This window comes from Arthrobacter sp. Soil_C_49 (assembly GCF_057656635.1).
The window spans coordinates 685,508-709,290 of record NZ_JBDGJZ010000001.1 but is presented as its reverse complement, the minus strand read 5'-3'; the positions used below and the strand labels follow the sequence as shown (position 1 = coordinate 709,290).

Annotated in this window: 27 protein-coding genes and 1 riboswitch; of the genes, 19 read left to right on the top strand and 8 right to left on the bottom strand. The window is 65.7% G+C overall.

Going from position 1 to position 23,783, the window contains the following annotated elements; translation table 11 throughout:
* Window positions 1–71: 71 nt before the first annotated feature.
* The 5 genes from AC3A4Z_RS03295 to AC3A4Z_RS03275 all read left to right on the top strand — a co-directional run bounded on the left by AC3A4Z_RS03295 (window position 72) and on the right by AC3A4Z_RS03275 (window position 4,827).
* Window positions 72–503 carry a hypothetical protein gene (locus AC3A4Z_RS03295; protein ID WP_498710018.1) on the top strand — a complete coding sequence of 144 codons (432 nt, stop codon included), beginning with the start codon at window positions 72–74 and terminating at the stop codon, window positions 501–503.
* Between the two features lie 145 nt (window positions 504–648).
* Window positions 649–831 (top strand): hypothetical protein, encoded by a 183-nt coding sequence (locus AC3A4Z_RS03290; RefSeq protein ID WP_493968920.1) that lies wholly within the window; start codon window positions 649–651, stop codon window positions 829–831.
* A 68-nt stretch (window positions 832–899) separates the two neighbouring features.
* Window positions 900–1,850, top strand: a complete 951-nt coding sequence (locus tag AC3A4Z_RS03285) for a ribonuclease Z (RefSeq protein ID WP_498710016.1) — start codon at window positions 900–902, stop codon at window positions 1,848–1,850.
* 62 nt (window positions 1,851–1,912) lie between these two features.
* Entirely contained in the window at window positions 1,913–3,355 is a 1,443-nt protein-coding gene (locus AC3A4Z_RS03280; RefSeq protein WP_498710014.1) for an APC family permease, read from the top strand.
* Entirely contained in the window at window positions 3,352–4,827 is a 1,476-nt protein-coding gene (locus AC3A4Z_RS03275; protein ID WP_498710011.1) for a protein adenylyltransferase SelO, read from the top strand. Before AC3A4Z_RS03280 ends, AC3A4Z_RS03275 begins: the two co-directional genes overlap by 4 nt.
* A 71-nt stretch (window positions 4,828–4,898) precedes the next feature.
* Here AC3A4Z_RS03275 and AC3A4Z_RS03270 read toward each other — a convergent pair whose 3' ends face one another.
* Both AC3A4Z_RS03270 and AC3A4Z_RS03265 read right to left on the bottom strand, forming a co-directional pair.
* Window positions 4,899–5,726 (bottom strand): LysM peptidoglycan-binding domain-containing protein, encoded by an 828-nt coding sequence (locus tag AC3A4Z_RS03270; RefSeq protein ID WP_498710009.1) that lies wholly within the window; start codon window positions 5,724–5,726, stop codon window positions 4,899–4,901.
* 3 nt (window positions 5,727–5,729) lie between these two features.
* Window positions 5,730–5,902: riboswitch (cyclic di-AMP (ydaO/yuaA leader) on the bottom strand.
* Window positions 5,903–6,084: 182 nt separating this feature from the next.
* Entirely contained in the window at window positions 6,085–7,014 is a 930-nt protein-coding gene (locus AC3A4Z_RS03265; protein WP_498710008.1) for a hypothetical protein, read from the bottom strand.
* 140 nt (window positions 7,015–7,154) lie between these two features.
* Between AC3A4Z_RS03265 and AC3A4Z_RS03260 the strand changes: the two genes are divergently transcribed.
* From AC3A4Z_RS03260 to AC3A4Z_RS03245, 4 genes are read left to right on the top strand one after another with little or no spacing between them, the layout of a single operon-like run.
* Window positions 7,155–8,501: a coiled-coil domain-containing protein gene (locus AC3A4Z_RS03260; RefSeq protein ID WP_498710006.1), complete on the top strand. Its 1,347-nt coding sequence runs from the start codon at window positions 7,155–7,157 to the stop codon at window positions 8,499–8,501.
* A gap of 20 nt (window positions 8,502–8,521) precedes the next feature.
* Window positions 8,522–8,881, top strand: a complete 360-nt coding sequence (locus tag AC3A4Z_RS03255) for a TraR/DksA family transcriptional regulator (protein ID WP_498710004.1) — start codon at window positions 8,522–8,524, stop codon at window positions 8,879–8,881.
* Window positions 8,878–9,447 (top strand): DNA alkylation repair protein, encoded by a 570-nt coding sequence (locus AC3A4Z_RS03250; RefSeq protein WP_498710003.1) that lies wholly within the window; start codon window positions 8,878–8,880, stop codon window positions 9,445–9,447. The genes AC3A4Z_RS03255 and AC3A4Z_RS03250 overlap by 4 nt, the downstream gene beginning before the upstream one ends.
* Window positions 9,431–9,874, top strand: a complete 444-nt coding sequence (locus tag AC3A4Z_RS03245; protein ID WP_498710001.1) for a DUF1810 domain-containing protein — start codon at window positions 9,431–9,433, stop codon at window positions 9,872–9,874. Before AC3A4Z_RS03250 ends, AC3A4Z_RS03245 begins: the two co-directional genes overlap by 17 nt.
* Window positions 9,875–9,939: 65 nt before the next feature.
* On the opposite strand, the gene AC3A4Z_RS03240 is transcribed toward AC3A4Z_RS03245, so the two are convergent.
* Both AC3A4Z_RS03240 and AC3A4Z_RS03235 read right to left on the bottom strand, forming a co-directional pair.
* A complete protein-coding gene (locus AC3A4Z_RS03240; RefSeq protein ID WP_493968930.1) occupies window positions 9,940–10,833 on the bottom strand; it encodes a glucose 1-dehydrogenase in 894 nt (297 codons plus the stop codon).
* A gap of 150 nt (window positions 10,834–10,983) precedes the next feature.
* Window positions 10,984–11,493: a metallophosphoesterase family protein gene (locus AC3A4Z_RS03235; protein ID WP_498709999.1), complete on the bottom strand. Its 510-nt coding sequence runs from the start codon at window positions 11,491–11,493 to the stop codon at window positions 10,984–10,986.
* Window positions 11,494–11,575: 82 nt separating this feature from the next.
* On the opposite strand from AC3A4Z_RS03235, the gene AC3A4Z_RS03230 reads away from it, so the two are divergent.
* Both AC3A4Z_RS03230 and AC3A4Z_RS03225 read left to right on the top strand, forming a co-directional pair.
* Complete coding sequence (locus tag AC3A4Z_RS03230; protein WP_498709997.1) at window positions 11,576–11,767, top strand: DUF1918 domain-containing protein; 192 nt, start codon at window positions 11,576–11,578, stop codon at window positions 11,765–11,767.
* Window positions 11,768–11,817: 50 nt separating this feature from the next.
* Entirely contained in the window at window positions 11,818–12,327 is a 510-nt protein-coding gene (locus AC3A4Z_RS03225; RefSeq protein ID WP_498709996.1) for an NUDIX domain-containing protein, read from the top strand.
* Between the two features lie 25 nt (window positions 12,328–12,352).
* On the opposite strand, the gene AC3A4Z_RS03220 is transcribed toward AC3A4Z_RS03225, so the two are convergent.
* Window positions 12,353–13,030: an endonuclease/exonuclease/phosphatase family protein gene (locus AC3A4Z_RS03220; protein ID WP_498709995.1), complete on the bottom strand. Its 678-nt coding sequence runs from the start codon at window positions 13,028–13,030 to the stop codon at window positions 12,353–12,355.
* Between the two features lie 167 nt (window positions 13,031–13,197).
* On the opposite strand from AC3A4Z_RS03220, the gene AC3A4Z_RS03215 reads away from it, so the two are divergent.
* From AC3A4Z_RS03215 to AC3A4Z_RS03200, 4 genes are all read left to right on the top strand, one after another.
* The gene (locus tag AC3A4Z_RS03215; RefSeq protein WP_498709994.1) at window positions 13,198–14,001 is read left to right on the top strand and encodes a thioesterase family protein; all 804 of its coding nucleotides are present in this window, start codon (window positions 13,198–13,200) and stop codon (window positions 13,999–14,001) included.
* Window positions 14,002–14,072: 71 nt separating this feature from the next.
* On the top strand, window positions 14,073–14,615 hold the full coding sequence (locus AC3A4Z_RS03210) for a PadR family transcriptional regulator (RefSeq protein WP_498709993.1): 543 nt from the start codon (window positions 14,073–14,075) through the stop codon (window positions 14,613–14,615).
* Between the two features lie 5 nt (window positions 14,616–14,620).
* Window positions 14,621–16,345, top strand: a complete 1,725-nt coding sequence (locus tag AC3A4Z_RS03205; RefSeq protein WP_498709991.1) for an ABC1 kinase family protein — start codon at window positions 14,621–14,623, stop codon at window positions 16,343–16,345.
* 176 nt (window positions 16,346–16,521) lie between these two features.
* Window positions 16,522–17,268: a lipoate--protein ligase family protein gene (locus tag AC3A4Z_RS03200; RefSeq protein WP_498710075.1), complete on the top strand. Its 747-nt coding sequence runs from the start codon at window positions 16,522–16,524 to the stop codon at window positions 17,266–17,268.
* 89 nt (window positions 17,269–17,357) lie between these two features.
* Here AC3A4Z_RS03200 and AC3A4Z_RS03195 read toward each other — a convergent pair whose 3' ends face one another.
* Window positions 17,358–17,615: a mycoredoxin gene (locus tag AC3A4Z_RS03195; RefSeq protein WP_050054887.1), complete on the bottom strand. Its 258-nt coding sequence runs from the start codon at window positions 17,613–17,615 to the stop codon at window positions 17,358–17,360.
* A 137-nt stretch (window positions 17,616–17,752) separates the two neighbouring features.
* Between AC3A4Z_RS03195 and AC3A4Z_RS03190 the strand changes: the two genes are divergently transcribed.
* Window positions 17,753–18,496 (top strand): SOS response-associated peptidase, encoded by a 744-nt coding sequence (locus tag AC3A4Z_RS03190; RefSeq protein WP_498710072.1) that lies wholly within the window; start codon window positions 17,753–17,755, stop codon window positions 18,494–18,496.
* 21 nt (window positions 18,497–18,517) lie between these two features.
* Here the strand turns inward: AC3A4Z_RS03190 and AC3A4Z_RS03185 are convergent, their stop codons facing one another.
* A complete protein-coding gene (locus AC3A4Z_RS03185) occupies window positions 18,518–18,940 on the bottom strand; it encodes a VOC family protein (RefSeq protein ID WP_498709989.1) in 423 nt (140 codons plus the stop codon).
* Window positions 18,941–18,959: 19 nt separating this feature from the next.
* On the opposite strand from AC3A4Z_RS03185, the gene AC3A4Z_RS03180 reads away from it, so the two are divergent.
* Complete coding sequence (locus tag AC3A4Z_RS03180) at window positions 18,960–19,280, top strand: chorismate mutase (RefSeq protein ID WP_050054890.1); 321 nt, start codon at window positions 18,960–18,962, stop codon at window positions 19,278–19,280.
* An 18-nt stretch (window positions 19,281–19,298) separates the two neighbouring features.
* On the opposite strand, the gene AC3A4Z_RS03175 is transcribed toward AC3A4Z_RS03180, so the two are convergent.
* Entirely contained in the window at window positions 19,299–19,688 is a 390-nt protein-coding gene (locus AC3A4Z_RS03175; RefSeq protein ID WP_455834575.1) for a hypothetical protein, read from the bottom strand.
* Window positions 19,689–19,895: 207 nt separating this feature from the next.
* Here AC3A4Z_RS03175 and AC3A4Z_RS03170 point away from each other — a divergent pair, with 207 nt between their 5' ends.
* On the top strand, window positions 19,896–20,243 hold the full coding sequence (locus AC3A4Z_RS03170) for a hypothetical protein (protein WP_498709988.1): 348 nt from the start codon (window positions 19,896–19,898) through the stop codon (window positions 20,241–20,243).
* Window positions 20,240–23,728, top strand: a complete 3,489-nt coding sequence (locus tag AC3A4Z_RS03165; protein WP_498709986.1) for a DNA polymerase III subunit alpha — start codon at window positions 20,240–20,242, stop codon at window positions 23,726–23,728. The genes AC3A4Z_RS03170 and AC3A4Z_RS03165 overlap by 4 nt, the downstream gene beginning before the upstream one ends.
* The last annotated feature ends 55 nt before the right edge of the window (window positions 23,729–23,783 follow it).

The window sequence follows — 23,783 nt, the reverse complement described above, 5'->3', positions numbered from 1 at the left end:
GTTCACACGACACCCCATTCGTCAGTATGCTTACTATTGTTGGCAAAGCCGGTCACGAGAAAGGCATCATCATGACGGAACAGAACTTGCCTGACGACGAGCTTGAGGTTGTCGAGGAAAACGACGTGCTCCTGGACGAAACTCCCGGCGCGGCCTCCTCCCTGGAGCTTGACCCAGTCACCAGCGGCGAGCCGGACAGCTACCCCGGCGCGGCCGAGAACAATCCCGACCGCTGGCAGGAGGATCCGCTGCTGCAGGACGAAGTCTCCCGCGAGGAGGAGGATTTCCTGAGCGACCAAACGCTGCGTGACGACATGGCGGCCACCCGCGACGGCGCCGGGAATGAGCAGGTCCCGGCAGTTACTCCCACCTTGGGCGAGGCGGTGGCGGACGTCGACTTCGGCGAGGATCCCACCGGCCGGGAAGCGGACGCCAGCGATGACCAGGAAAACTTCGGCGGATCCCCGCTCAGCGAGTTTGAGCCGGACGACCTGGAGCGCTAGGACCGGGAGCACCTGGCGGGAGCGCCCAAGGCCCCATATCTCATGATTGGGGGCACCGGTCTCTGGCCCATACATGAAACCGGGCTAAACTAATAAGCACACTGATGAATATCGGTTGGCAGGATCAAGACTGAAGGAGTTTCATATGAACTTGGGAAGCATGATCAGGAACGCCGCTGGACGATTCGCAGGCAGGACCGGCACGGGCGGGACGGTCCGGGGCCGCGGGATGAACACCACGGGCCGGACGCCGAACACTGCCGGTGCCATGGGTGCCAGGTCCGGCAGCATGGCCCACCGCATCATGGGCATGCTTAAGCGGCACTAGCAACCAGCACGAACCAGGAAGCAGGTCCCGGGCTCTCCCGGAACCTGCTTTTTGGTTCTGCAGACGCCATGCGTGAACTCGTTGTCCTGGGCACCGCATCCCAGGTTCCCACCCGGACCCGCAACCATAACGGCTATCTCCTGCGTTGGGACGGTGAAGGGCTGCTCTTCGATCCCGGCGAGGGAACGCAACGCCAGATGATCCACGCCGGCGTTTCAGCCACGTCGATCACCCGTATCTGCCTCACCCACGTCCACGGTGACCACTGCTACGGTCTGCCCGGCGTGCTGTCCCGCATGGCACTGGACGGCGTGCAACACCCGGTGCATCTCCACTACCCGGCATCAGGCGGAGATGTGGTCCACGCCCTCGTGTCCATCAGCTCTCCGGGCATCGACCTGCGGCTTCACCCGCACGGCGGAGGCGGAACGGTGGCCGACGGACTGGACATCCGGCCCCTCAAGCACCGCATCGAAACCTACGGCTACCGGCTGACGGAACCGGACGGCCGCACCCTGCTGCCCGACCGCCTGGCGGCAGCCGGCGTCCACGGTGCAGATGTTGGCCGGCTGCAGCGCGACGGCACCCTCGCCGGCGTCCGGCTGGAAGACGTGAGCATTCCCCGGCGCGGCCAGCGTTTCGCCTTCGTGATGGACACTGCACCCTGCGAGGGGGCAGAGGACCTGGCGGACGGCGTCGACCTCCTCGTCGCGGAGTCAACCTTCAGCGACGACGACGCCGCGCTCGCCGGCCAGTACCGCCACCTCACCGCGGGGCAGGCCGGGGAACTGGCCGGCCGTGCCGGCGCCAACACCCTGGTACTGACCCACTTTTCGTCACGGTACGACGACGTCACCCCCCTGGCTGCCCAGGCCGGCGTCCGTGCCGCGCAAGTAAGTGTTGTGGCCGCTCACGACCTCCAACGGGTGGCTCTTCCGGAACGGCGCCGCTGGCAGGACCCGGCGCCGGAAGACGGGAAGAGCCGAGTGGGCTCATTGCCAAACCCAACCACGGGGTAGAGAGTGAATTATCCGGTAGGCACGCCATGGCCCAGAGGCCCAATGCGTTGTGGAGGTAGACAATGAGCACAACTTCCGAAGAAGTCTATGACGTCACCCCTGAAGGCCAGGAACCAGAACTCAAGCGGGTCCTGGGACCCAAGCTCCTCCTGCTCTTCATTGTCGGTGACATCCTGGGCGCAGGGGTTTACGCCGTGACAGGGACCATGGCCGGAACAGTGGGCGGCATTGTGTGGCTGCCGTTCCTGCTGGCCTTTGTGGTGGCAACGCTGACGGCTTTCTCCTACCTCGAACTCGTCACGCAGTATCCCCAGGCCGCCGGCGCCGCCCTGTATACCCACAAGGCCTTCGGTATCCACTTCGTCACCTTCCTGGTGGCATTCGCCGTGGTCTGTTCAGGCATCACCAGCGCCTCCACCTCCGCCAACGTCCTGGCCCAGAACCTGTTTGGCGGCCTGGACATCAACGGGTGGATGGGAATGCCCGGGCAGGGCGTCATCACCGCCGTCGCCATGGCCTTTATGCTGCTCCTGGCCCTCATCAACCTGCGCGGCGTGGGGGAGAGCGTGAAGTTCAATGTCGTCCTCACCATGGTGGAGATGCTGGCCCTGTGCATAGTGATCGGCGTCGGCTTTTTTGTGATGTTCCAGGGAACGGGAAACGCCGGCGAGATTTTTGTCTTCAACGACTACCAGGACAAGGGCCTGTTCCTTGCGGTCACCGCAGCCACCTCCATTGCCTTCTTCGCCATGGTGGGTTTCGAGGACTCCGTGAACATGGTGGAAGAAACCCAGCACCCGGAAAAGATCTTCCCGCGGACCATGCTGACCGGCCTGGGCATCGCCGTCCTGTTGTACATGCTTGTTGCCGTCTCTGTGGTCAGCGTGCTCACGCCCACGGAGCTGGAAGGCATCAGGGAGGCCGAAGGCGCCGCCCTGCTGGAAGTGGTGCACAAAGGCTCGCCGGATTTCCCGATCGACAGGATCTTTCCTTTCCTCGCGGTCTTTGCCGTAGCCAACACTGCGCTGATCAACATGCTTATGGCCAGCCGCCTGATTTACGGGATGGCCCGGCAGCACGTCCTGCCGCGGCCCCTGGGCAAGGTCCTGCGCGGCCGGCGCACGCCCTGGGCCGGCATTCTCTTCTCCACGGTCCTGGCGCTCGGACTCATCCTCTACGTCACCAGTGACCCCGAAAGCAACATCGTGGCCAACCTCTCAGGCACCACGGCGTTCCTGCTGCTGTGCGTGTTTACGGTGGTCAACGTGGCCTGCGTGGTGCTGCGGCGCAAGCGGGACCCCAACCGCAAGGTATTCTTCACTTCGCCGGGGCAGATGCCGCTCGTGGCCGCATTGCTGTGCGCCTTCCTGGCCGGCCCGTGGGTGGGCAGGAACGTCATCCAGTACCAGATTGCCGGCGGCCTGATGGCCATCGGCGTTGTCCTTTGGTTCGTCACGTGGCTGATCAACCGGAAAACAAACCAGGAGGGAAGGCTTGAAGAATGACAGCTGCTGCTGAATCAACAATTACCTTTGACGGGCGGTTTGCCCGGGAACTGTCGGAGCTGGCTGTTCCCTGGCAGGCAGAGGAAGCACCCGACCCCAACCTCCTTGTCCTCAATGAGGAACTGGCGCGCGAACTGGGGCTGCATCCGGAATACCTCCAGTCGCCGGAGGGCGTCCGGCTCCTTCTGGGCAACCACATACCGGCGGGCGCGACGCCCGTAGCCCAGGCCTATGCCGGCCACCAGTTCGGCGGGTACTCACCCCTGCTCGGCGACGGCCGTGCCCTTCTCCTCGGAGAAGTGGCGGATGTGCACGGGAGGCTGCGGGATCTCCACCTGAAAGGTTCCGGCCGCACGCCCTTCGCCCGCGCCGGCGACGGCCGCGCCGTCGTCGGGCCCATGCTGCGGGAGTACGTGGTGAGTGAGGCGATGTACGCACTGGGCATCCCCACCACCCGTTCCCTGGCCGTGACGGCCACCGGCCGTCCGGTCCGCCGTGAGACCATGCTTCCCGGCGCGGTCCTGGCGCGGGTGGCAAGCAGCCACCTGCGGGTTGGGAGCTTCCAGTACGCGCGGGCCACCGAGAATATGGACCTCCTGCGGCGCCTCGCCGATCACGCCATCAGCCGGCACCACCCGTCTGCCGCCCAGGCGGACAACCCCTACCTTGCCCTCTTCGAGGCGGTGGTAGCCGCCCAGGCGTCACTGGTGGCCCGATGGATGCTGGTGGGCTTCGTCCACGGCGTGATGAACACAGACAACATGACCATCTCCGGGGAAACCATCGACTACGGCCCCTGCGCCTTTATGGACGCCTTCAACCCGGCGGCGGTCTACAGCTCCATCGACGTCGGCGGACGCTACGCCTACGCGAACCAGCCGGTGGTGGCGGAATGGAACCTCGCCCGCCTTGCCGAGGCAATGCTGCCGCTCATCAACGAAGACCAGGAACAGGCCGTGGCGCCGGCGGTGGAAGCATTGGGAGCGTTCCGCCGCCAGTACAGTGACGCCTGGTTCACCGGGATGAAAAAGAAACTCGGTTTGAAGGAACGCCCGGCGGGGAGCCCCGAGGCAGAAGAAGCCTCTGAGCTGGTGGACGGCGTAATTGCCATCCTCAAGGACGGGCCCGTGGACTACACGCGGTTTTTCCGGAGCCTCGGGCAGGCAGCGCGTGGAAACCATCGGCCCGTCCGGGGCATGGTCCTGGATCTGGCCGCATTCGACGCCTGGGCCGCGCGGTGGCAGGCCCTGCAGCCCGACGCGGGCCTGATGGACCGGGTCAACCCCGCGTATATACCGCGCAACCACCTGGTGGAGGAAGCGCTCGCCGCAGCAACTGACGGCGACCTTGGCCCGTTCAACCGGCTCGTGGACGTTGTCCGTGCGCCGTACGAGGAGCGCCCGGGCCTGGAGCGCTACGCCGAGGGAGCCCCGGAAGACTTCGGCAGCTACCAGACCTTCTGCGGCACGTAAGGGATCCACCAACAACGAAACAGGGGCGGCAGGCGGGAATCCCGCCTGCCGCCCCTGTTTGGGTTGCGTGACTACGCTACGCGGACGAAGGAAGCGCCGCTGAGCCAGCTGATGGAGTGGACCTCGGTCTTGAAACCGTCCACGCCGCCGCTGACAACCTGGCCGTTGCCGGCGTACACACCGACGTGGCCGGCAGTGATCACCAGGTCACCGGCAGCGGGGGTTCCCACCACGGAGCCGTACTGGAAGAACTGGCCGGGAGCCAGGTCGCCAACGCTCTTACCCACGGACCGCAGGGCTTTCTCCACCATGGCGGTGCAGTCCTGCTGGACGCCCACCTGGCCGTAAGCCGACGCCAGGATGGCGGCGCCGGCGCCCGAACCGGTGGCAGCCGGAGCTGACGCGTAGGAGACGTTCACCCCGGTGTTGGCCGGAGCCGCGGCAACAGCTGCCTGGACGGGAGCAGGAGCAGGAGCAGCGGCCGGAGCGGCTGCAACTTGACCGGCACCCGGAATCTGGATCTGGTCGCCGGGGTAGATGATCGCGGTGATCGCCAGGCCATTGGCGGACAGGACGTCATTGAGGCTGACGCCGTAGGCGGCTGAGATGCCGCCCAGGGTGTCGCCCGAAACAACGGTGTGCGCGTTGGCTGCAGCTGCTGCCGGAGCAGCCACGGCAGCGGCAGGCGCTGCGGAAGCCTGGGTGTTAGTGGTCCCGGTGGTGTCCGGTCCGGTTACGCCTGCGTGGGCCGGGGCGCCCACACCGAACGCAATGCCGGAGGCTGCTGCTACGGCGAGCGCCGGGCGGCCAAGCGACTTGGCTGATACAGCCAAGCCCTGGAGCGCGATTGAGCGGGCCGGAGTCGCGCGGTGACGGGCGGTAATGGAATTTTTTGACACGTTTGATCGCCTCTCCCATGCCTGCGGGGTGAGCTGTCGGGTTCGGGTTGGAGATACCCGGCCGGAAGCGGCTCCGAAACGGAACGGAGGCGCTAGCGACTTAACCCCAAGGCCTCTGATGAGGCCGCGGAAAGGTGGTTCCCCCGTCCCTGCCAGCTGGAAAGCGATTGAATCCCGGATCAGTGGCAGGGCTCGGCATACTGATGGGAATGTCCCGTTTGGGAGGGACACCTGAAGACCATAACCCGCCCTCCAGTCAATTGTCACATTTGGATAACATACGAGCGGCTTCTCTCGTATTTAGCCATTGACTGGATTTCGGCGGCGATCTTTTGCTGACCTCGGCTGATGCGCCTGGTTACTCCTCGGCGCACGCGCGCGTAACAAAGTCATAAAGTTGCGCACGTAACACCGCGTCTGCGGCAACTTTCAGCTGCCCCTCGCGTCCGTCCGCTTGAACGTGGAGGGGAAGCAGGGTGCCCACCTTGTCCTCTGCCACGGCGTGCGGATCGCAGCGCGCAGGCCTGATCCACAAGCGCCATTCAGCGGGCGGTCCGCCCTGCTCGATACTGATGCCCGCAGGCCAGGGATGCCCGGGCACCTCAGTCAGGAGAGTTGTCCCCTGGATGTGGTCCAGCAGCAGGGACTTCGCCACGCCGTTCACCCGGGCTTTTGGAATGGCAACCAGCCGGACGACGGCGGTGCGGGAGTCCGCGGCCACGTCAAGGGAGGAGTCCAAGGCGATGTCCGCAACGGCAGCAGCGCCGGCGGCAAGGCAGAGCTCGGCGTTGTTCCGGCTGAGGACGCCGAACGGATCGTCGGCTCCGCGCGTCAGCTCCTGCGGTTCTGAGTGCGCCGGGCCGGTGAACAGCACCGAAGCCAGTGTCTCCGTCGCGGGGGCTGGCCCGTCAGTGCATTCGGCTGCGGGAAGCTGGACCGGGAGGCTCTTGGGCTGTCCGGGAGGCAACTCAAGTCCTGCGCCGTCACGCTGCCACCGAAGTTCGCCTCGGAACAGCGGCGTGGACACCCGGACTTCTTCGACGGCCAGGGGTCCGCCGGTGGTATTGGTGAGCTGCAGCAGCACGGCCTGCTTGCCGTATTGGTCCCGCGACTGGTTGATTTCCACGGAAATCGGCTGCGGCTTAGTCGCCGGCGGTTGCTCCGGTCCCGTGCACGCGCTGACGCCGGCTGCTGCCGCGGCAAGTGCCGTCGGGGCGGCCATCCACTGCAGCCGGGTCCGAAAATGCTGCCCGCCCATACCGCCGCCGAGTGCACTGTCCCCGTACATGCCAACAGTTTAGGGGGCGCTTCCCTGCGGCCGCCGGGCGCCCACGCTGGCGGGCGGGATGGTCTAAGGACTTCCGGCAATGTAACGATGTGGAAACTTCGGCCGTCCGGCCCGGGTTGCCGCCGGTATGCTTCGGGACTATGCCCCTGTTCGTTACAAAACCCAGGCCTGTCGCGCTCGCAGGGCTGTTGGCGGTTGCCTTGGCCGGAACGCTGTGGAATGGCCCGGCCGCCGGGGCGGAGCAGGACCCGGCCGGTGACTATCCCTCCTGGGAGGATGTCCAGCAGGCGAAGTTGACCGAAGCCGGTAAGGCAACGGAGATCACCAGGATCAACGACTTGCTGGGTGGCCTGCAGGCCCAGTCGGAGTCCCTGGGAGCAGCGGCCGTCCGGTCGGCGGCCGAGTATGCCGTTACGGACTCTGCCCTTCAGGCGGCCGGCGCAAAAGTGGAGGCCCTCACCGCACAGGTTTCGCAGGCGAACGCCGAGCTGTCCAGGCACCGGAAGGAACTGGGTGCCCTCGCGGCCCAGTCCTATAAAACCGGCGGCACCACCATGGGATTCTTCGTTGCCCTCGATGCGATCCAGACCAACAGCGTCCAGGGGCTCAACGTGGTGCGGATTGTCGGCGATAAAACGGCAGGGCTGGTGGCCAGGGCAGAGCAGACCGGCCGGATCGCATCCTCGTTGGCCGCCCAGGAAAGCGCCGCCAAAGCCGAACGGGAGCGGTTGTCCCTTGAAGCCAAGGCGAAACTGGACGCCGCCCGGTCCGCGCAGGATGCGATGGCACGCCAGGTCGCGGAAAGCCGCCAGCGCAGCGAGGAGCTGACAGCGCAACTGGCCTCGCTCAAGGGCACGACGGCGGCAGTTGAGGGCGCATACCGGCAGGGCCAGGCCGCGCAGGCCGCCTATGAGGCCGCGCAGGCCGCAAAGCGCGCCGCAGCTGCTGAGCAGGCCCGCCAGCAGGCAGAAGCGGCAGCCAGGGCGGCCGCAGCAACTGCCGTCCGCCCGCAGGCTCCAGCCGGCCCTGCACCGGCAAATCCTGCACCGGCAAATCCTGCACCCGCCAATCCGGCCCCGGCAAAGCCCGCGCCGGCAAATCCTGCCCCCGCCCCTGCGCAGCCCGTGGCACCCGGCCCGCCGCCCGTCGTCGTGCCTTCCGTTCCCGGCGGCGCCGTCAATGACCCGGCAGGAGCCAAGAGCTACGCCGCGGGCAGGCTGGGCGCCTACGGCTGGGGCCAGGACCAGTTCCTGTGCCTCGCCCAGCTCTGGACCAAGGAATCCAACTGGCTGACCACGGCCACCAACCCCTACTCCGGGGCCTACGGCATTGCCCAGGCGTTGCCGCCCGGGAAATACTCCAGCGCCGGCAGCGACTGGCTCACCAGCTACCGGACGCAGGTCGAATGGGGGCTGGGCTACATCAGCGGCCGGTACGGCTCGCCGTGCGGGGCCTGGAACCACTCGGTGTCCAACAACTGGTACTGACCGGGCGTTAGGCTTTTCCCATGCCTGATTTCGAACGGTTCCGGATCCTGCTCGAGGCGGAGCGGGCCCGAAAGCTGGCGTTGCTTCCGGCCCTCCGCGCGGACATCACCGCTGCGAACTCCGCCCGCCAGGATTCCAACGTGGACGACGAACATGATCCGGAAGGCTCCACTATCGCCTTCGAACTGTCCCAGGCCTCGGCACTCCTGAAGCAAAGCAGCGCCGGGCTGGACCAGGTTGAGGCCGCCCTGGCCAGGATCGCCGACTGCACCTACGGGTCCTGCGCCGTCTGCGGCGAAACCATCGCCGAAGGAAGGCTGGAGGCGCGCCCCTGGACGCCATTCTGCATCCGCCATGCGTCGGCAGGCCGCACTCGATGAGCACTGCCGCAGACGTTGTAGGAGCCGCTGCCGGCTTTGTTGACCGCACCCTGCAAAACGAGGGTGCCTGGTACCGGGCGGACGACGTTGAGGGCAGGCTGGGCGGTGAGCTCGCCTCCTACGGGTCCTCGGTGGGCGCCGTCCGCGGAACCGTCCGCGACACGCTGCGGAAGTACAAAGACCTTGATCACGACGCCGTGGTGCAGCTGGCGTCCGCGCTCTGGGGACAGCCGGGGCCGGGTGCGCGCGCCGTCTATGAGCGCCGGCTCGCCGCCATTGTGCTGCTGCAAACCAAGGCGGCGCTGCTGCGGCATTCGGACCTGACCCGGATGGAGGGCTTCCTGAGGTCCGCCGGAAGCCGGGAACTGGTTGACCCGCTGCTGGCGGACGTGCTGGCCCCTTTCCTGGCCCGGCTCCATGGCCGCGACCGCCAGCGGGCCGCCGTCGTCCTTGCCCGGTGGCGGACGGACCCGGATACGCAGCTACGCAACGCAGCCGCCTTCCTCGAACAGCACCCAATACCCGAAGCCACACCACAAGGAGACATCCGTGAACGATCGTTATGACCTGGACCGCTTTGTTGCCGCACAGAACAGCGGCGGTATTTATGACCAGGCGCTGGCCGAACTGCAGGTGGGCAACAAGTCCGGACACTGGATGTGGTTCGTTTTTCCCCAGCTGGCAGGGCTGGGGCACAGCGAGACATCCCGCCGGTACGCCATCAGCTCCCTCGAGGAAGCCCGGGAGTACCTGGACCACCCGGTATTGGGCCCGCGGTTGCTGGAGTGCGCGCAAGTACTGGGCAACCATAAGGACCGCACCGCTGAGGAGATTTTTGGCAGTGTGGACGCCCGGAAACTGTGCTCGTCCATGACGCTGTTCCTGCGCGCAGCTCCCGGGGAAACCGTCTTCAAAACCGTCCTCGCGCAGTTCTTCGACGGCCAGCCGGACCCCGCCACCGACGATCTCCTCGCCGGCCGCGACGACGTCTAATGCCGACGGCGGTGCCGTGCGCATCCCGCGCAAGGCACCGCCGTCGGGCGTACTTTTTGGGGCCGCTAGGGCGAGGGGCTTCCGCCGTTAACGTTCAGGGTTTCGCCCAGCACATAACTGGACTCCGGCGAGGCCAGGAACACGTACGCGGGCGCGAGTTCGGCCGGCTGGCCTGCCCGGCCGAGTGGCGTGGACTGGCCGAACTCCGGCAGTTCCTCCTTTGGCTGGCCGCTGCTGACCTGCAGCGGCGTCCAGATGGGCCCGGGCGCCACCGCGTTCACGCGGATGCCCTTGGGTGCCAGCTGCTGCGCCAAACCCTTGGTGAAGTTGTTGATGCTCGCCTTGGTGGTGGCGTAGTCCAGCAGCGTCGGGGACGGGTTGTACGCCTGGATGGAGGTGGTGTTGATGATGGTGGACCCGGCCGGCATGTGCGGAACGGCAGCCTTGGTCACCCGGAACATCGCATAGACGTTCGTCTTCTGGGTGTGGTCGAACTGTTCGTCCGTGATCTGGCTGATGTCCTCCTGCGCCACCTGCTTGCCCGCGTTGTTGACCAGGATGTCCACTCCGCCCAGCACGGCCACGGCTGTGTCCACCAGCTCCTGGCAGGCGGCGGGGTCCTTCAGGTCGCCGGGCACCTTGACGGCTTTGCGTCCCGCGGCTTCGATGATGCCGGCAATGCGGGCTGCGTCCTCTTCTTCCTCCGGCAGGTAGGAAAGCACAACGTCGGCCCCCTCGCGGGCAAAGGCGATGGCCGTAGCCGCACCGATCCCGGAATCGGCTCCCGTTACGATCGCCTTCCGGCCCTCCAGCCGCCCGGTACCGCGGTAGGTGTCCTCGCCAAGATCCGCTTTCGGCGCCAGATCCGCATCCAGGCCGGGTTCGGGCTGGTGCTGCTCGGGCGGCGAGATCTTTTCGTAGGCGGTGACGGGGTTGCGGAAGGTGTACTGGTCGGTCATGGTGGTCCTCCTGGTGCTTAGGGGTGGAACACTAAAAGCTAAGTATGCTTACCGTTCCAGCCTAGGCAATGAGGCGGGCCGCTGCCAACCCGGAATTGCTTCCGAATCCGCCATCGGTCCGGACGCGGCCCGGTTCTCCCTGCCACTCGTTTAACTGTCCCGGCGTACTTCCACCAGTCGGACGTCTTTCAAGGCGCCCGCGTCCACCACTGCCGTCATGTAGGTGCAGGCAGGCTGGCGGCGGCGGTCGGTGGGGGAGCCGGGGTTGAGCAGCCGCAGCCCGCCTTCCGAAGTGGTGTCCCAGGGGATGTGGCTGTGCCCGAAAACCAGCACGTCGGCATCGGGGAAGAGTGCTTCACACCGTGCTTCCCGGCCCTTGGCCTGCCCGGTTTCGTGCACCATGGCAAACCGCACACCCTCCAGCGTGACTGCTGCCGTCTCCGGCAGCCGGGACCGCAGGTCGGGGCCGTCGTTGTTTCCGTAGACCCCCACCAGCGAGCGGCTTCGCCGCCCAAGCTCATCGAGCAGTTTCGCGCTCACCCAGTCGCCGGCGTGGAACACCACGTCGGCGCTTTCGACGGCGGCCCACACCTGCGCCGGAAGTACTTTGGCGCGCTTTGGCAGGTGGGTGTCGGCGAGCAGGAGGAGATTCAGCGGCATACGGAAATCCTGCCATGCCGGCTTCGGTCCGCCCTTTCCGCTCCCCGTCCGGAGTCGTAATCTGGGGCTGGAGGTGATTACCATGGAGGCAGCGCAGGGCGACCGGATCATCGTGCATGGCAGGAATGTAGGTTCCTCGGACCGGCACGGGGTGATTCTCGAAGTCCGCGGCCAGGGCGGAACGCCGCCCTACCTGGTCCGCTTTGATGACGGACACGAAACGATCATGTACCCCGGCGGTGATTTCGCCGTCGAACGCGGCAACGGGCACTAGCGCCGGCGGGGCGGGTGCGCCTGCCCCCGGGCACCTGTCAGACTGGACCGATGGATCACACTATGGCTTCCGCCGCGTCCTCCACCCCGCCTGTCCGCACCGGTCCCCGCGATCCCGGTGACGCCTGGGTTGAGGGTGACCGGGGCCGGTTCTGGGGCAGGTTTGGTGCCGCCGGTGTCCTCGCTTACGATCCCGCTAAGGGGGTGCTCCTGCAGCACCGCGCCGTCTGGAGCCATAACGGCGGGACTTGGGGCCTGCCTGGCGGGGCGCTGCATGAGGGCGAGGATGCGGTGGCGGGCGCGTTGCGCGAAGCCTGGGAAGAGGCCGCCGTTCCCGCCGGAAATGTCGAGGTGCTTTTCACCTCCGTGCTGGACCTGGACTACTGGTCCTACACCACGGTGGTGGCACTGGTGACGGAACCGTTCGAGCCCGTTATCAGCGATCCCGAGAGCATAGAACTTTTGTGGATACCGCTGGCTAATGTGGACGGCAAGGACCTGCATCCCGGTTTCGCGGCTTCCTGGCCGGAGCTGCGGGAACGTATCGGCACTGCGCCGTAGGGTTCGCCTTCCCCGGCGCTCCTGCTCAGTAGTCGCTGCCGTATTCTGCGTGCACCAGGATGGGCAGGTGGTCCGAGTTGCCGCGGGGCAGCGTCTCAACACTCTCGATGTCCAGTCCCAGGGACGTGGCGAAGTCGAAGTGGCCCTTGAAAACCTTGTATCGGGTGTAGGTCCGCCGGTTGCTGAGCGAGAGCGCGTAGCCGGAGTTTTTCATGTGAAGGTGCAGGTTCTTGGTGAAGAACGGGTAGTTGAAATCGCCCACCATCAGCGTCATCAGGCCCTGGCCCATGCTGAGCAGCTCGGCGTGGGCGGCGTGTATCTGCTTCCGCCGCAGTGAATTCGAGGCGGTGAGGGGCGCGGCATGGAAAGAGCCGATGACCAGCTCATGCTGGGTTTCGTTGTCCACTACCCGCGTTCCGATGAGCCGCTCGTGTGCCGGAGCGAGGACCCTGTCATGCATCGACTTCTTGAGCGCGAAGGACTGGGTGTCCAGCGCAGTGAAACGGCTGGTGCGGTAGTAGATGGCCAGCCCAAGCCGGTTTCCCTTGGTGGCGTCCGCAAGGTGGAGTGGGCCCAGCGTCTCGGGGAGGTCGCTGGCATCCACCTCCTGGAGGCAGAGCGCATCGATGTTATGGTTCCGTGCCAGGGCAAGGAGCTCGCCGCTCGCTTTGTGCTTGCGGAGGTTGTAGCTGATAACTCGCATGGAACACCTCTTCCGAGGGTTGCTGACAGGACCGATCAAGAGTCTAGTCCGCGCACAGCCGTCAGGCGCCACCATTTGTCCGCGTCCTCCAACAACCTGTGCGGGTTGCGTGCCGGCACAGCGATAGAGTTAGTCCGAATTCACTGAAATCTCCGGGAGGGCCACCGTTGACCACCGATATGCCTGAACTGGCCGAAGGAAATTACTACTACCAGTCCCTGGGTGACGGACGTTTCCGCTCCACGATCCATGCCCAGGGTGCCTGGAATGTCCACGAGCAGCACATGGCCCCTGCATCCGGCCTGATGGCAGACTGCCTGGAGCGGCACCAGCCGCGGACCGGGCTGCGGATGGCCAGGCTCAGCTACGAGATCCTCGGCCTGATTCCCGGCGGCGAATTCCACATCGAGACCAGCACCCTCCGGCCCGGAAAAACCATCGAACTGCTGCAGGCGGAACTGAAGGCCGGCGGCCGGACCGCCATCCGGGCCACCGCCTGGCGGATGGTCACCAGTGATACGTCGGAAGTGGCAGCCGTCGAGGACGCCGGGATTCCGGGCCCGGACGAATGCAAGCCCTACGACGGCGCGGCAGTCTGGCCCGGCGGCTACATCCGCTCGCTTGAAATGCGCGTGGCGGAAGGGCACCGGCCCGGGGCCGGAAAAGTATGGCTGCGGACAGACCACTCCCTCACGGACAAGGCGGACAGCGGTGACCTTGCCCGCCTGATGGGACTCGTGGACACCGCCAACGGCATCGCCGCCCGGGTGCCGCCGGGCAAGGACAGCTACGCCTTCCCCAATGTGGACCTCCAGGTCCACATGTACCGGCGCCCGGAAGGGGAGTGGCTGGGGCTGGACAACGCCGTCTCCTTCGGCCGGGACGGGATCGGGCTCACCTCAACAGTGCTGCACGATCTGCAGGGCCCCTTCGGGCGAGCGGAACAGATTCTGACCCTCCGCAAAAGCTGACCCCGGGGCAGTCGCCGGATGTATCGTTAAGTGTCGTTGTATATCGTTGGCGATTTACAGAGGAGACCCCAGTGCGCGATTCATATCCGGCAGGCGGCTTCGGCGGGAACAGCATCGACGGCCTCTGGCAGGCCGTCGAGGAGCTCCGTTCGCGGTTCGAAAAGCGCGGGGGTACCCGCGCCGGCAAGGGCGAGGTGCGGGCTGCCGTGCTGGCCCTGCTCGCGGAGCGTCCCATGCACGGGTACCAGATCATCCGTGAAATCGAGGAGCGCAGCGGCGGAAGCTGGAAACCGAGTGCCGGCTCCGTGTACCCCACCCTGCAGTTGCTGGCCGACGAGGGTGTCATCAGCGCCGAGGAATCCAACGGCCGCAAGATCTACTCCCTGACCGAAGCCGGCCGCGAGGAGGTGGCAGGCGCGCCCGGCGCTGCGCCGTGGGGCGCCGGAGGTCCGACGGCCGGCGCGGGTACCGGGTCCCTGCCCAAGGCCGGGATTGAGCTGGCGCAGGCTGCAGCGCAGGTTGGCCGCACGGGTTCACCTGACCAGGTGCAGCAGGCCGTGACGGTACTCGAAGAGGCCCGTCGCCGGATTTACGCCATCCTCGCCCAGGGCTGACCCGGGTGGCTTCAGTCCGCCTCCGCCGGGCCGATCAGGTCCCCGGTTCCGGAAACACCCGCGCCCGGTACCGCCGCATCCTCCGCTTCGCGGCCTGGAACCTCGCGGTGACCTGGTGGTTCGAGCTGCTCCTCCCGCGGATCGGGCTGGCGTTCGTGGCCGAACGGTCGCGCCCTGCCCGGATGCAGCGCTTTGCCCGGCGGTTCCACGGGCTCGCGGTGGACCTGGGCGGCCTGATGATCAAGGTGGGCCAGTTCCTCTCGTCCAGGCTTGACGTGCTTCCGCCGGAAATCACCAATGAGCTTGCGGGCCTTCAGGACGAGGTGCCGCCGGTCCCGTTTCCGGCCATCCGGGCCCTTGCGGAGAAGGAACTGGGGGTTCCGCTCGAACGGGCTTTCGCCTGGGTGGAGGAGACCACCATCGCCGCGGCCTCGCTCGGGCAGGCACACCGGGCGCGCCTGCTTCCTGCCGATGCTGCCGAGACCGGCCTGAAGGATGTGGTGCTCAAGGTGCAGCGTCCGGGCATCGACGCAATTGTCGACGTCGACCTGGCGGCATTGCGCAAGGTGGGCGGATGGCTGAGCCATTTCCGCGTGGTCTCCAGCCGCGCTGACGTTGCGGCCTTAGTGAAGGAATTCGCCCAGACCAGCTTCGAAGAAATCGACTACCTGCACGAAGCCGCCAATTCCGAGCGTTTCGCCGTTGAATTCGCCGACGACGGGCGGACGGCAGTGCCCCGCGTCGCATGGGAGCGGTGCACCCGCCGCGTGCTGACCCTTGAGGACGTCACGGCCATCAAAATCACGGACGTCGATGCGCTCAGGGCGGCAGGTATTGATCCCGCCTTGGTGGCGCCGGTGTTTGCGTCCGTGATGTTCGACCAACTGTTCACCAACGGGTTTTTCCATGCCGACCCGCACCCCGGCAATATCTTCGTCACTCCGGCCCCTGCCGGCATCGGGGAACAGCCATGGAAGCTGACATTCATCGACTTCGGCATGATGGGCGAGGTTCCGGACTCCACCCGCAGCGGGCTGCGCAAGCTCCTGATCGCCGCCGCCGCGCGCGACGGCAAAGGCCTGGTGGCCGCTATCCGCGATGTGGGCGTCCTGATGCCGTCGGCGGACGTTCCCGGGCTGGAGCGGGCCATGACACAGCTGTTCGGCCGCTTCGGCGGCATGGGTTTCGCCGAGCTCCGCGAGGTGGATCCGCGCGAGTTCCGCGACTTCGCTGTGGAATTCGGCGATGTGGTCCGCTCCCTGCCGTTCCAGCTGCCCGAGAACTTCCTGCTCATCATCCGTGCGATGTCGCTGACCTCGGGAGTGTGCAGTTCCCTGGACCCCCGCTTTAACCTGTGGGACTCGGTGGAGCCCTACGCCGCGCAGCTCCTCCGGGACGAACGCGGCAACCTTCTGCAGGATGCAGCCCGGGAGGCGCTCGATGCCGCGGGACTCGCGCTTCGCCTGCCCCGGCGCCTGGACAGCCTCATCGGACGGATCGAGGAAGGCAACCTCACCGTCGCCAACCCGCGGCTTGATAGGCAGGTGGCCAGGCTGGACCGCACGGTACGGCGCGCGGCGTCAGCCCTGGTCTTCGGCGCGGTGTTGATCGCCGGGGCCCTGGTGCGTGCCGACGATCCGGCCCTGGGCAGCGGGCTGATGATTTCGTCCGTAGTCCCGCTGCTGCACGGCCTGTGGGTGGGACGGCGCGGACGCAACCCAAGGCTGTGAGCGGCTGCCGCCGTCGGACGCTGTGCGCAGGGCAACAAACACAATCCTGCGGTGTCAATGAGGTGGGAGGCCACGGCGTAACCTAGGTTTGGCCGTCCGGCCGAGGCTTGCGTCTCCTGAGGGTGCGGCCGCAACGAAAATGAACTGCACGAATGACCACAGGGGAGCCCAGCCACATGCACCACGCCGATCCGGGAAGCCGCCCACTGACAGTGGTGCGGCAGGAAGTGTCGCTGGGTGCCGGGCGGGACCTGGAATTCGGCCTGGAGCTGCTCGCCAGGGCAAGGAACGGCGGGATCGGCCCCACGCTGCGCCTGTACAGGCCTGCCCCCACGGTGGCGTTCGGCCAGCGGGACACCCGCCTGCCCGGTTTTGAAGCAGCAGCGCAGGCCTGCCGCGACAACGGCTTTGAACCCCTGGTCCGCCGTGCCGGTGGCCGGGCGGCGGCCTACCATGAGGGGACTTTGGTGGTGGACCACATCGAACCGGACACTGACGCCATCGCCGGATCAAAAAGCCGCTTCGGCTACTTCGGGGAGCTGTTCGCCGATGCCCTGAGAAGCGTTGGCGTACACGCAGCCGTCGGAGAGATCCCCGGCGAGTACTGCCCCGGGGAGTTCAGCGTTCACGGCAACGAACAAGGCAGCCCCCGCCAGGTCAAACTGGTAGGCACAGCCCAGCGCGTGGTGGCCGGCGGCTGGCTGTTCAGTTCCGTCATCGTCGTGGAAAATTCCGCGCCTATCCGCAAAGTCCTCACCGACACTTACGCAGCCCTGGGGCTGGACTGGGACCCCGCCACGGCCGGGGCAGTGAATGATCTGGTACCCGGCGTGGACGTGGCAGCGGTGGAGGACGCACTCCTGGCAACCTACGCCGGCCACGCCGCCCTCGAAACCGCGCCCTTCAGCAGCCTGGGGGCATAGGAAAAACGGGCGCAGGGCAACAAAAGCGGGACCAACCGAAGTTGGTCCCGTTTCGCTTGTCCGGGCTGCCGCCGGGGCTGCCTTGCCGCTTAGGCTGCGAGGCGGGTCTTGACCTCGGCAGCGGACGGGTTGGTGGCAGCGGTGCCGTCCGGGAAGAGGACGGTGGGTACCGTGCGGTTGCCGCCGTTAAGCTGCTCCACGAGTTCAGCGGTACCTTCCACTTCCTCAATGTTGATCTCGTTGTAGCCGATGCCCTGCGCGTCCAGCTGCTTCTTCAGCCGGTTGCAGTAGCCGCACCAGGTGGTGGAGAACATGGTGATGGTGCCGGATTCGGGAGTGAAGTCCATAAGTTTCTCCTATGCGTGATTCGTTGTTTCCTTCCTTTCAACGGTAGCGTGCGGGCCCGTATTCCCCGGTTCCCGGCGCTTCACATGACAGCATGGAGGGCCGGTGGCATGCTGGAGCCATGTGTGGACGTTATGTGATGGCACGTGCTGTGGGGGACCTCCTGGCTGAGTTCGACGCCGAGCTGGAGGAGGAGGTGCACATCCCGCCGTCGTGGAATGTTGCGCCAACGGATGCCGTGCCCATCGTCCTGGAGCGGCTGATTGATGAAGGGCCTGTGCCCAAGCAGGTGCGCCAGCTCCACGTGGCGCGTTGGGGGCTTGTTCCGTCCTGGGCCAAGGACCCCGGCATCGGTTCGCGGATGATCAACGCCAGGAGCGAATCGGTGCTGGAAAAACCCGCCTTCCGCAAGGCCGTCCAGTCACGCCGGTGCGCGGTTCCCGCGGATGGCTACTACGAGTGGAAGCAGGGGCCGGGGAAGTCCAAGCAGCCCTACTATGTGCATCCGGGGGAAGGCCATGGCCTGGTTTTCGCCGGACTCTATGAATGGTGGAAGGACCCGGCCTGGCCCGCGGGAGAGCCGGGCGGATGGATGCTTTCCACGTCCATCCTCACAACTGACACGCCGCCGCCCGGCAGCGAGGACACGGTGTTCGGCAAGCTGACGGCGCTGCACGACCGCGTGCCGCTGCCGATGGACAAATCCACCATGGAAGGATGGCTGGACCCGCAGGCCGACGACGCGGCCGGGCTCGTGGACCTGGTCCGGTCCGGGGTCAAGGATGTGGCGGCAGACTGGCACGTCGATTCCGTGGGCAAGGACGTGGGGAACGTGCGCAACAACGGGCCGGAGCTCATCCGGCCCGTAGAGGCCCTTTTCTAGAAGCCCGTGCCCGGCCGGGGGCTAAACGGTGACAGTGCCGGCGTCGTCCACTGTCCAGGTGGGGTTGTATGCCACCTCCCAGCGGAAGCCGTCCGGGTCCGCAAAGTAGCCGCTGTACCCGCCCCACGGCTGGGTGACAGGCTCGGCAATGATCTCGGCGCCGGCCGCGGCGGCTTCTGCCATGACCCGGTCCACGTCCTCGGTGCCCGGCAGGTTGTGGCTGAGGGTAATGCAGGGGACGGGGCCGGGAGCACCGACGCCGGCATCGGCCTGCATCTGACGCACATCCCAGAGGGACAGCACCAGGCCGTGGTTGGCCTGGATGAACACCACGTCCCCCGGAACCTCGCGGTGGACCGGCCAGCCCAGGCCGTCAACGTAGAACGCGCGGGAGGCGGGAACGCTGCGGACGCCCAGTGAAATGAAGTCGACTCTTGGCTGCATGGTTCGATACTGTCAGAGGATGGCGACAATTCAAGGGAACGATCGAGATGCTTTGGCCGACAAGGAACAGCTCGCTGCCGTCCGGGTCGCCGTTGATGAAGTGGATGACCAGATTGTCACGCTGATCGCCCGCCGGGAGCGCCTGATCCGGATCGCCGGAACGCTCAAGGGCGACGACGCCGAGGTCCGCGCCCCGGGCCGCGTGGAGCGGGTCATCGAACATGTCCGCTCCGCAGCCGAGAAGAAGGACATCGACCCGGACATCGTCGAGTCCACCTACCGGGCCATGATCTCCGGCTTCATCGAACTCGAAATGCGGGTCCACAAAGAAAACAGCTGAGCCGCACCGGCCCAGCTGTTACAGGTTTTCCTCCACGGGAACACCGGACTGGAATTCCCGTCCGTCAGCCTCGCTGAAGCCGGTCATCACGTGCCCCTCGCCGAGGCCATTGATCGCTGCCATGGGGAAGTGGCCGGTGATGGTGCTGTCCGAGTGGCTGACGCCTGAAAGATCGTAGTTTTCCTCGCAGCTCTGGTCATGGTTGAACGAGAAAAAGGAAATCGGCTTCCCGTTCATGAATTCAATGCCCAGCCGCCGCTGCGATGAGTAGTCCGGACTGGCGGCCACAAGCCCCACCACGTAGGCGCCGGAACCGGGGATTGTGCCGTCCAGATCGAAGGTTGCCACGAGTGTGGAGTCCTGGGCTTTGATGCTGACCTGTTTGAGGAGTGCGTCATGGGTGCTCATGGCACAATCCTGCTCCCTGCCGTTCGCTCCGTCCACCCCTGAGGGGTGACAGGAAAGGAAGCCGGAGGCGCTTCCGTCAGAGTACCTTTCCTGACAGGGCTGCCGGTTGTCCCTTGTCTATGCGGCAGCTGACGGGAGGCGTAGACTGGAACTGTTCGAATATATATTCGAACACTTTCCGTTCCATTTTTACGTCAGGGAGGCGCCATGGGCATGTTCAGCGAATCCGTTGACGTCTCCTGCGGCGCTGACGGCCAGCCGGTTGCCCTTATCCGGGCCGGGCGTTCCTACTCTGTATGCGCCGAACCTGTCCGCTGGTACGAGCGCCGCCAGTGGTGGGCCGAAGAAACCCGTGCGCCGCTGGGAAGCGGTCCCGGTTTGGTTGACCACGAAATCTGGCGTGTGCAGGTGCTTCCTTCCGGTCCAGGTGCTCCAGGTTCCGGCGCGTCCAATGAACAGCATGAGCCGCTCACCCTTGACCTCACCCGCCATATCCGCAGCGGCCGCTGGCGGCTCCTGCGGATCCACGACGCCCTACATCCCAGAACAGCATGAGCTTCACCCACCTTCACGTATCCACAGCTTTCAGCGCACACTATGGAGTGTCCTGGCCCGAGGAACTGGCGCAGTCCGCCGCCGCTGACGGTGCCAGCGCGCTCGCCTGCACCGACCGGGACGGACTCTACGGGACCATCAAGCACCTGAAGGCCTGCATGGGTGCCGGCCTTGACCCCATCGTCGGGGTGGACCTTGCCGTTTATGACGACGACGGCGATCACCGAACCCAGTTGGCCGGCCGGGTGGTGGTGCTCGCCCGCGGCCACAACAACGGGGCCGGCTACCGCGCACTGTGCCGGCTCGTGTCCGATGCCCACGCCCGCACCTCGGGAAAATCCGGCGGGGTTGTGCCGGTCGCCGTGACCAGGGCGGAACTGGCCTCCCGCACCCTCGATCCCCATACCCTGAAACCGGTGTTGATGGTCCTGATCGGGCCGGATTCCGACGTGGGACGTGCCATGGGCGGGCGGCGTTACCTGCGGCCCCGCACACTCTTCAAGCAGTGGCTGGACGCCATGCCCGGGGGAACTGTGGTGGCCGAGATCGTTTCCCAGCTCAGCGCACCGGGAACACCCTTGAGCACTGCACACGCCGTCCGGATGCTCAAACTCGCGGAAGAACACAGCGTCCCGGCAATCCTCAGCAATGCCGTCAGGTACTGCGCGGAGGACGGGGCAGCAACCGCGGACGTGCTGGATTCAGCACGGACCCTGAAATCCCTTCCGGAACTGGCCCAGGAACCACTGCTGCAGCCCAACGGCCAGGGCTGGCTGAAATCCTCCCGCCAGATGCTGCAGCTGGGCAAGGAAATCATCTCCGCGGCCGGCTACGGCGCAGAAGACCTCAACAGGCTCATGGCACAAACAGAGGCGCTCGCCGATGTCTGCAGGATTGATCCCGTCACTGACATGGGGTGGAAGCAGCCGGTGGTGCCGGAAGCCGCGGTCATCGGGATCAGCCAGGATCCGCACACGGAACTGATGCAGCGCTGCCAGGCCGGAATCGGCAGGAGGTTCCCCGGAATCGCCGGCAACAGCGAAAAGGAAATGCTCGGCCGGCTTGACCATGAGCTGGGCATCATCCGGAACCTGGGGTTCTCCTCCTACTTCCTCACCGTGGCGGAGGTTTCACGCATGATCCAGGACATGGGGGTGCGGGCAGCCGCCAGAGGCTCCGGAGCCTCCAGCCTCGTCAACTACCTCATTGACGTCAGCCAGGTAAACCCGCTGCAGCACGACCTCATCTTCGAACGGTTCCTCTCCCGGGACCGGGCCACCTTGCCGGATATTGATATCGACGTCGAGAGTGCCGAACGGCATAACGTTTACCACCGGATTTTTGAGCGCTTCGGCAAAGAGCGCGTCACGCTCATGAGCATGCAGAACGGATACCGGGCACGCGGGGCTGTGCGGGATGCCGGCCTTGCCCTGGGAATGGATGACGGCGACGTGGGGGACATCGCCAAGCAGTTGTGGCGGTTCTCAGCTTCAAAGTTCCGGGAGGCGCTGCAGGAGAAGCCCGAGTTGAGGGAATTTGCCGGCCGGGTGGAACAGAGGGATTCGCACGGCAACCAGCAACTGGACCTGCTGGTGGACCTGACCGAACGCCTGGACCGGTTGCCGCGGCACATCTCCATGCATCCGTGCGGGGTGATCCTGGGGGACGCCACGCTGCTGGACCGCACTCCGGTGCAGCCCAGCGGTTTGGGACTTCCCATGAGCCAGTTCGATAAGCACGACATGGATCCCATGGGCATGCTCAAGCTCGATGTCCTGGGCGTCAGGATGCAAAGCGCGATGGCATTTGCCGTGCGGGAGATCATCCGCATCCATCCCTCCAAAAAGGATGTGGTGGCAGCAGGAAGCCATCCCCCGGGCCCAGACGGGTCCGGGCCCGATTTCATTGCAGACAACGGCCACATCGACCTCAATGCCATTCCGCTTGATGATGAACCCACCTTTGAACTCATCCGGAGCACCCACACCCTGGGCTGCTTCCAGATCGAGTCCCCGGGGCAGCGCGAGCTGATCGGCAAAATGGCGCCGAGTGAGTTCAATGACCTCATCATCGATATTTCGCTTTTCCGTCCGGGCCCCATGAAATCGGACATGGTCCGGCCGTTCCTTGAGCACCGCCATGGGTTTGCCCCCGAGGTCTACCCGCACCCCCTCCTGAAGCCGGTACTTCAGGAAACCCACGGGGTGACTGTTTTCCACGAGCAAATATTGCGGACCCTGGACGTGATGACCGGGTGCGGCCTGGCGAAAGCCGATGAATTCCGCCGCGCCCTCAGCAACGAAGCCGGGGAATCCCAGGTGGAGGAATATTTCCGCAAGCATGCCAAGGCCAAGATATTCTCACCGGACGTCATCGACACGGTGTGGCACACCCTGAAGTCCTTTGCCAGCTTTGGTTTTTGCAAAGCCCATGGAGCAGCCTTCGCGGTGCCCACCTACCAGTCAGCCTGGCTGAAGGCGCACCACCCTGAAGCCTTCCTGGCGGGCCTGTGGGAACACGATCCTGGCATGTACCCCAAGCGGCTGCTGGTTGCAGAGGCCAGGCGCCTCGGGATCCCCATCCTTCCTTTGGACATCAACCTCAGCAAAGGGGAGTACCGGGTGGAACGGATCCGGCAGGGCCCGGACGCCGGGAAGCTGGGAATCCGGCTGAGCCTGAAGGGAATCTACGGACTCTCCGCCACAGAACTGAAAAGGATTGTTGCCGGCCAGCCGTACGACTCACTGGCAGACCTGCGCGCGCGCTCGCGGTTGAGCAAGCCAAGCATCAAGCGCCTGGCCCAACTGGGTGCTTTTGATTCCCTCCACCGCGAAGCGGGCGGAATGGCCAACCGGGCAGACCTGGTCCAGCACCTGCAGCACTTGCAAAGTGCCGGCAGCGGGCGGAAAGGGGTGGAAGTGCTGGAGGGGCAATTGTCCCTTCCCCTGGGGGATGTGGAACTGCGCAACGTCAAACCCGGGCTGCCTGCGCCCACCCTGGTCGAAAATGTCCGGGCGGAGCTGGACCTGATGGCCGTAGACGTCAGCAGCCACCTGATGGAAAGCCACCGCCCCACCCTGGACAGGCTTGGGGTGACCACCGCAGACAAACTCCTCAGCCTGCGCAACGGGACCGAGGTCCTGGTGGCCGGGGTGCGCGTGGCCACCCAGACTCCACCCATGCGGGGCGGGAGGAGGGTGGTATTCATCAGCATTGACGACGGCACCGGCTGCATCGATTCGGTCTTCTTCCACGAAGCCCAGGAAAACGCCGGAATGCTCCTGTTCGGAACCCGGCTGCTGCTCATCCGCGGCACCACCAGGAGGACGGGCCCGCGGGGCATCAGCATCAGCGCGAGCATGGCCTGGGACCTCAGCCGCACGGAGACCTTGCCCTTCCCAACTCCTGCTGACCAGGCCAGCGACGGCCCGCATCCCCTTGACGGGATCAGCAGGACCCTGGCAATTACCGGTTTTAGCGGTTGACGCTGCCGTGCGCCGCTTTGGCCGGCCCTCTGCCGAACCGATAGCATTGACGATG

Coding starts and splice junctions, on each gene's coding strand:
- AC3A4Z_RS03295 (WP_498710018.1), top strand. CDS start 72: ATGACGGAACAGAACTTGCCTGACGACGAGCTTGAGGTTGTCGAGGAA.
- AC3A4Z_RS03290 (WP_493968920.1), top strand. CDS start 649: ATGAACTTGGGAAGCATGATCAGGAACGCCGCTGGACGATTCGCAGGC.
- AC3A4Z_RS03285 (WP_498710016.1), top strand. CDS start 900: ATGCGTGAACTCGTTGTCCTGGGCACCGCATCCCAGGTTCCCACCCGG.
- AC3A4Z_RS03280 (WP_498710014.1), top strand. CDS start 1,913: ATGAGCACAACTTCCGAAGAAGTCTATGACGTCACCCCTGAAGGCCAG.
- AC3A4Z_RS03275 (WP_498710011.1), top strand. CDS start 3,352: ATGACAGCTGCTGCTGAATCAACAATTACCTTTGACGGGCGGTTTGCC.
- AC3A4Z_RS03265 (WP_498710008.1), bottom strand. CDS start 7,014: ATGTACGGGGACAGTGCACTCGGCGGCGGTATGGGCGGGCAGCATTTT.
- AC3A4Z_RS03260 (WP_498710006.1), top strand. CDS start 7,155: ATGCCCCTGTTCGTTACAAAACCCAGGCCTGTCGCGCTCGCAGGGCTG.
- AC3A4Z_RS03255 (WP_498710004.1), top strand. CDS start 8,522: ATGCCTGATTTCGAACGGTTCCGGATCCTGCTCGAGGCGGAGCGGGCC.
- AC3A4Z_RS03250 (WP_498710003.1), top strand. CDS start 8,878: ATGAGCACTGCCGCAGACGTTGTAGGAGCCGCTGCCGGCTTTGTTGAC.
- AC3A4Z_RS03240 (WP_493968930.1), bottom strand. CDS start 10,833: ATGACCGACCAGTACACCTTCCGCAACCCCGTCACCGCCTACGAAAAG.
- AC3A4Z_RS03235 (WP_498709999.1), bottom strand. CDS start 11,493: ATGCCGCTGAATCTCCTCCTGCTCGCCGACACCCACCTGCCAAAGCGC.
- AC3A4Z_RS03230 (WP_498709997.1), top strand. CDS start 11,576: ATGGAGGCAGCGCAGGGCGACCGGATCATCGTGCATGGCAGGAATGTA.
- AC3A4Z_RS03225 (WP_498709996.1), top strand. CDS start 11,818: ATGGATCACACTATGGCTTCCGCCGCGTCCTCCACCCCGCCTGTCCGC.
- AC3A4Z_RS03220 (WP_498709995.1), bottom strand. CDS start 13,030: ATGCGAGTTATCAGCTACAACCTCCGCAAGCACAAAGCGAGCGGCGAG.
- AC3A4Z_RS03200 (WP_498710075.1), top strand. CDS start 16,522: ATGCACCACGCCGATCCGGGAAGCCGCCCACTGACAGTGGTGCGGCAG.
- AC3A4Z_RS03195 (WP_050054887.1), bottom strand. CDS start 17,615: ATGGACTTCACTCCCGAATCCGGCACCATCACCATGTTCTCCACCACC.
- AC3A4Z_RS03190 (WP_498710072.1), top strand. CDS start 17,753: ATGGCACGTGCTGTGGGGGACCTCCTGGCTGAGTTCGACGCCGAGCTG.
- AC3A4Z_RS03185 (WP_498709989.1), bottom strand. CDS start 18,940: ATGCAGCCAAGAGTCGACTTCATTTCACTGGGCGTCCGCAGCGTTCCC.
- AC3A4Z_RS03180 (WP_050054890.1), top strand. CDS start 18,960: ATGGCGACAATTCAAGGGAACGATCGAGATGCTTTGGCCGACAAGGAA.
- AC3A4Z_RS03175 (WP_455834575.1), bottom strand. CDS start 19,688: ATGAGCACCCATGACGCACTCCTCAAACAGGTCAGCATCAAAGCCCAG.
- AC3A4Z_RS03170 (WP_498709988.1), top strand. CDS start 19,896: ATGGGCATGTTCAGCGAATCCGTTGACGTCTCCTGCGGCGCTGACGGC.
- AC3A4Z_RS03165 (WP_498709986.1), top strand. CDS start 20,240: ATGAGCTTCACCCACCTTCACGTATCCACAGCTTTCAGCGCACACTAT.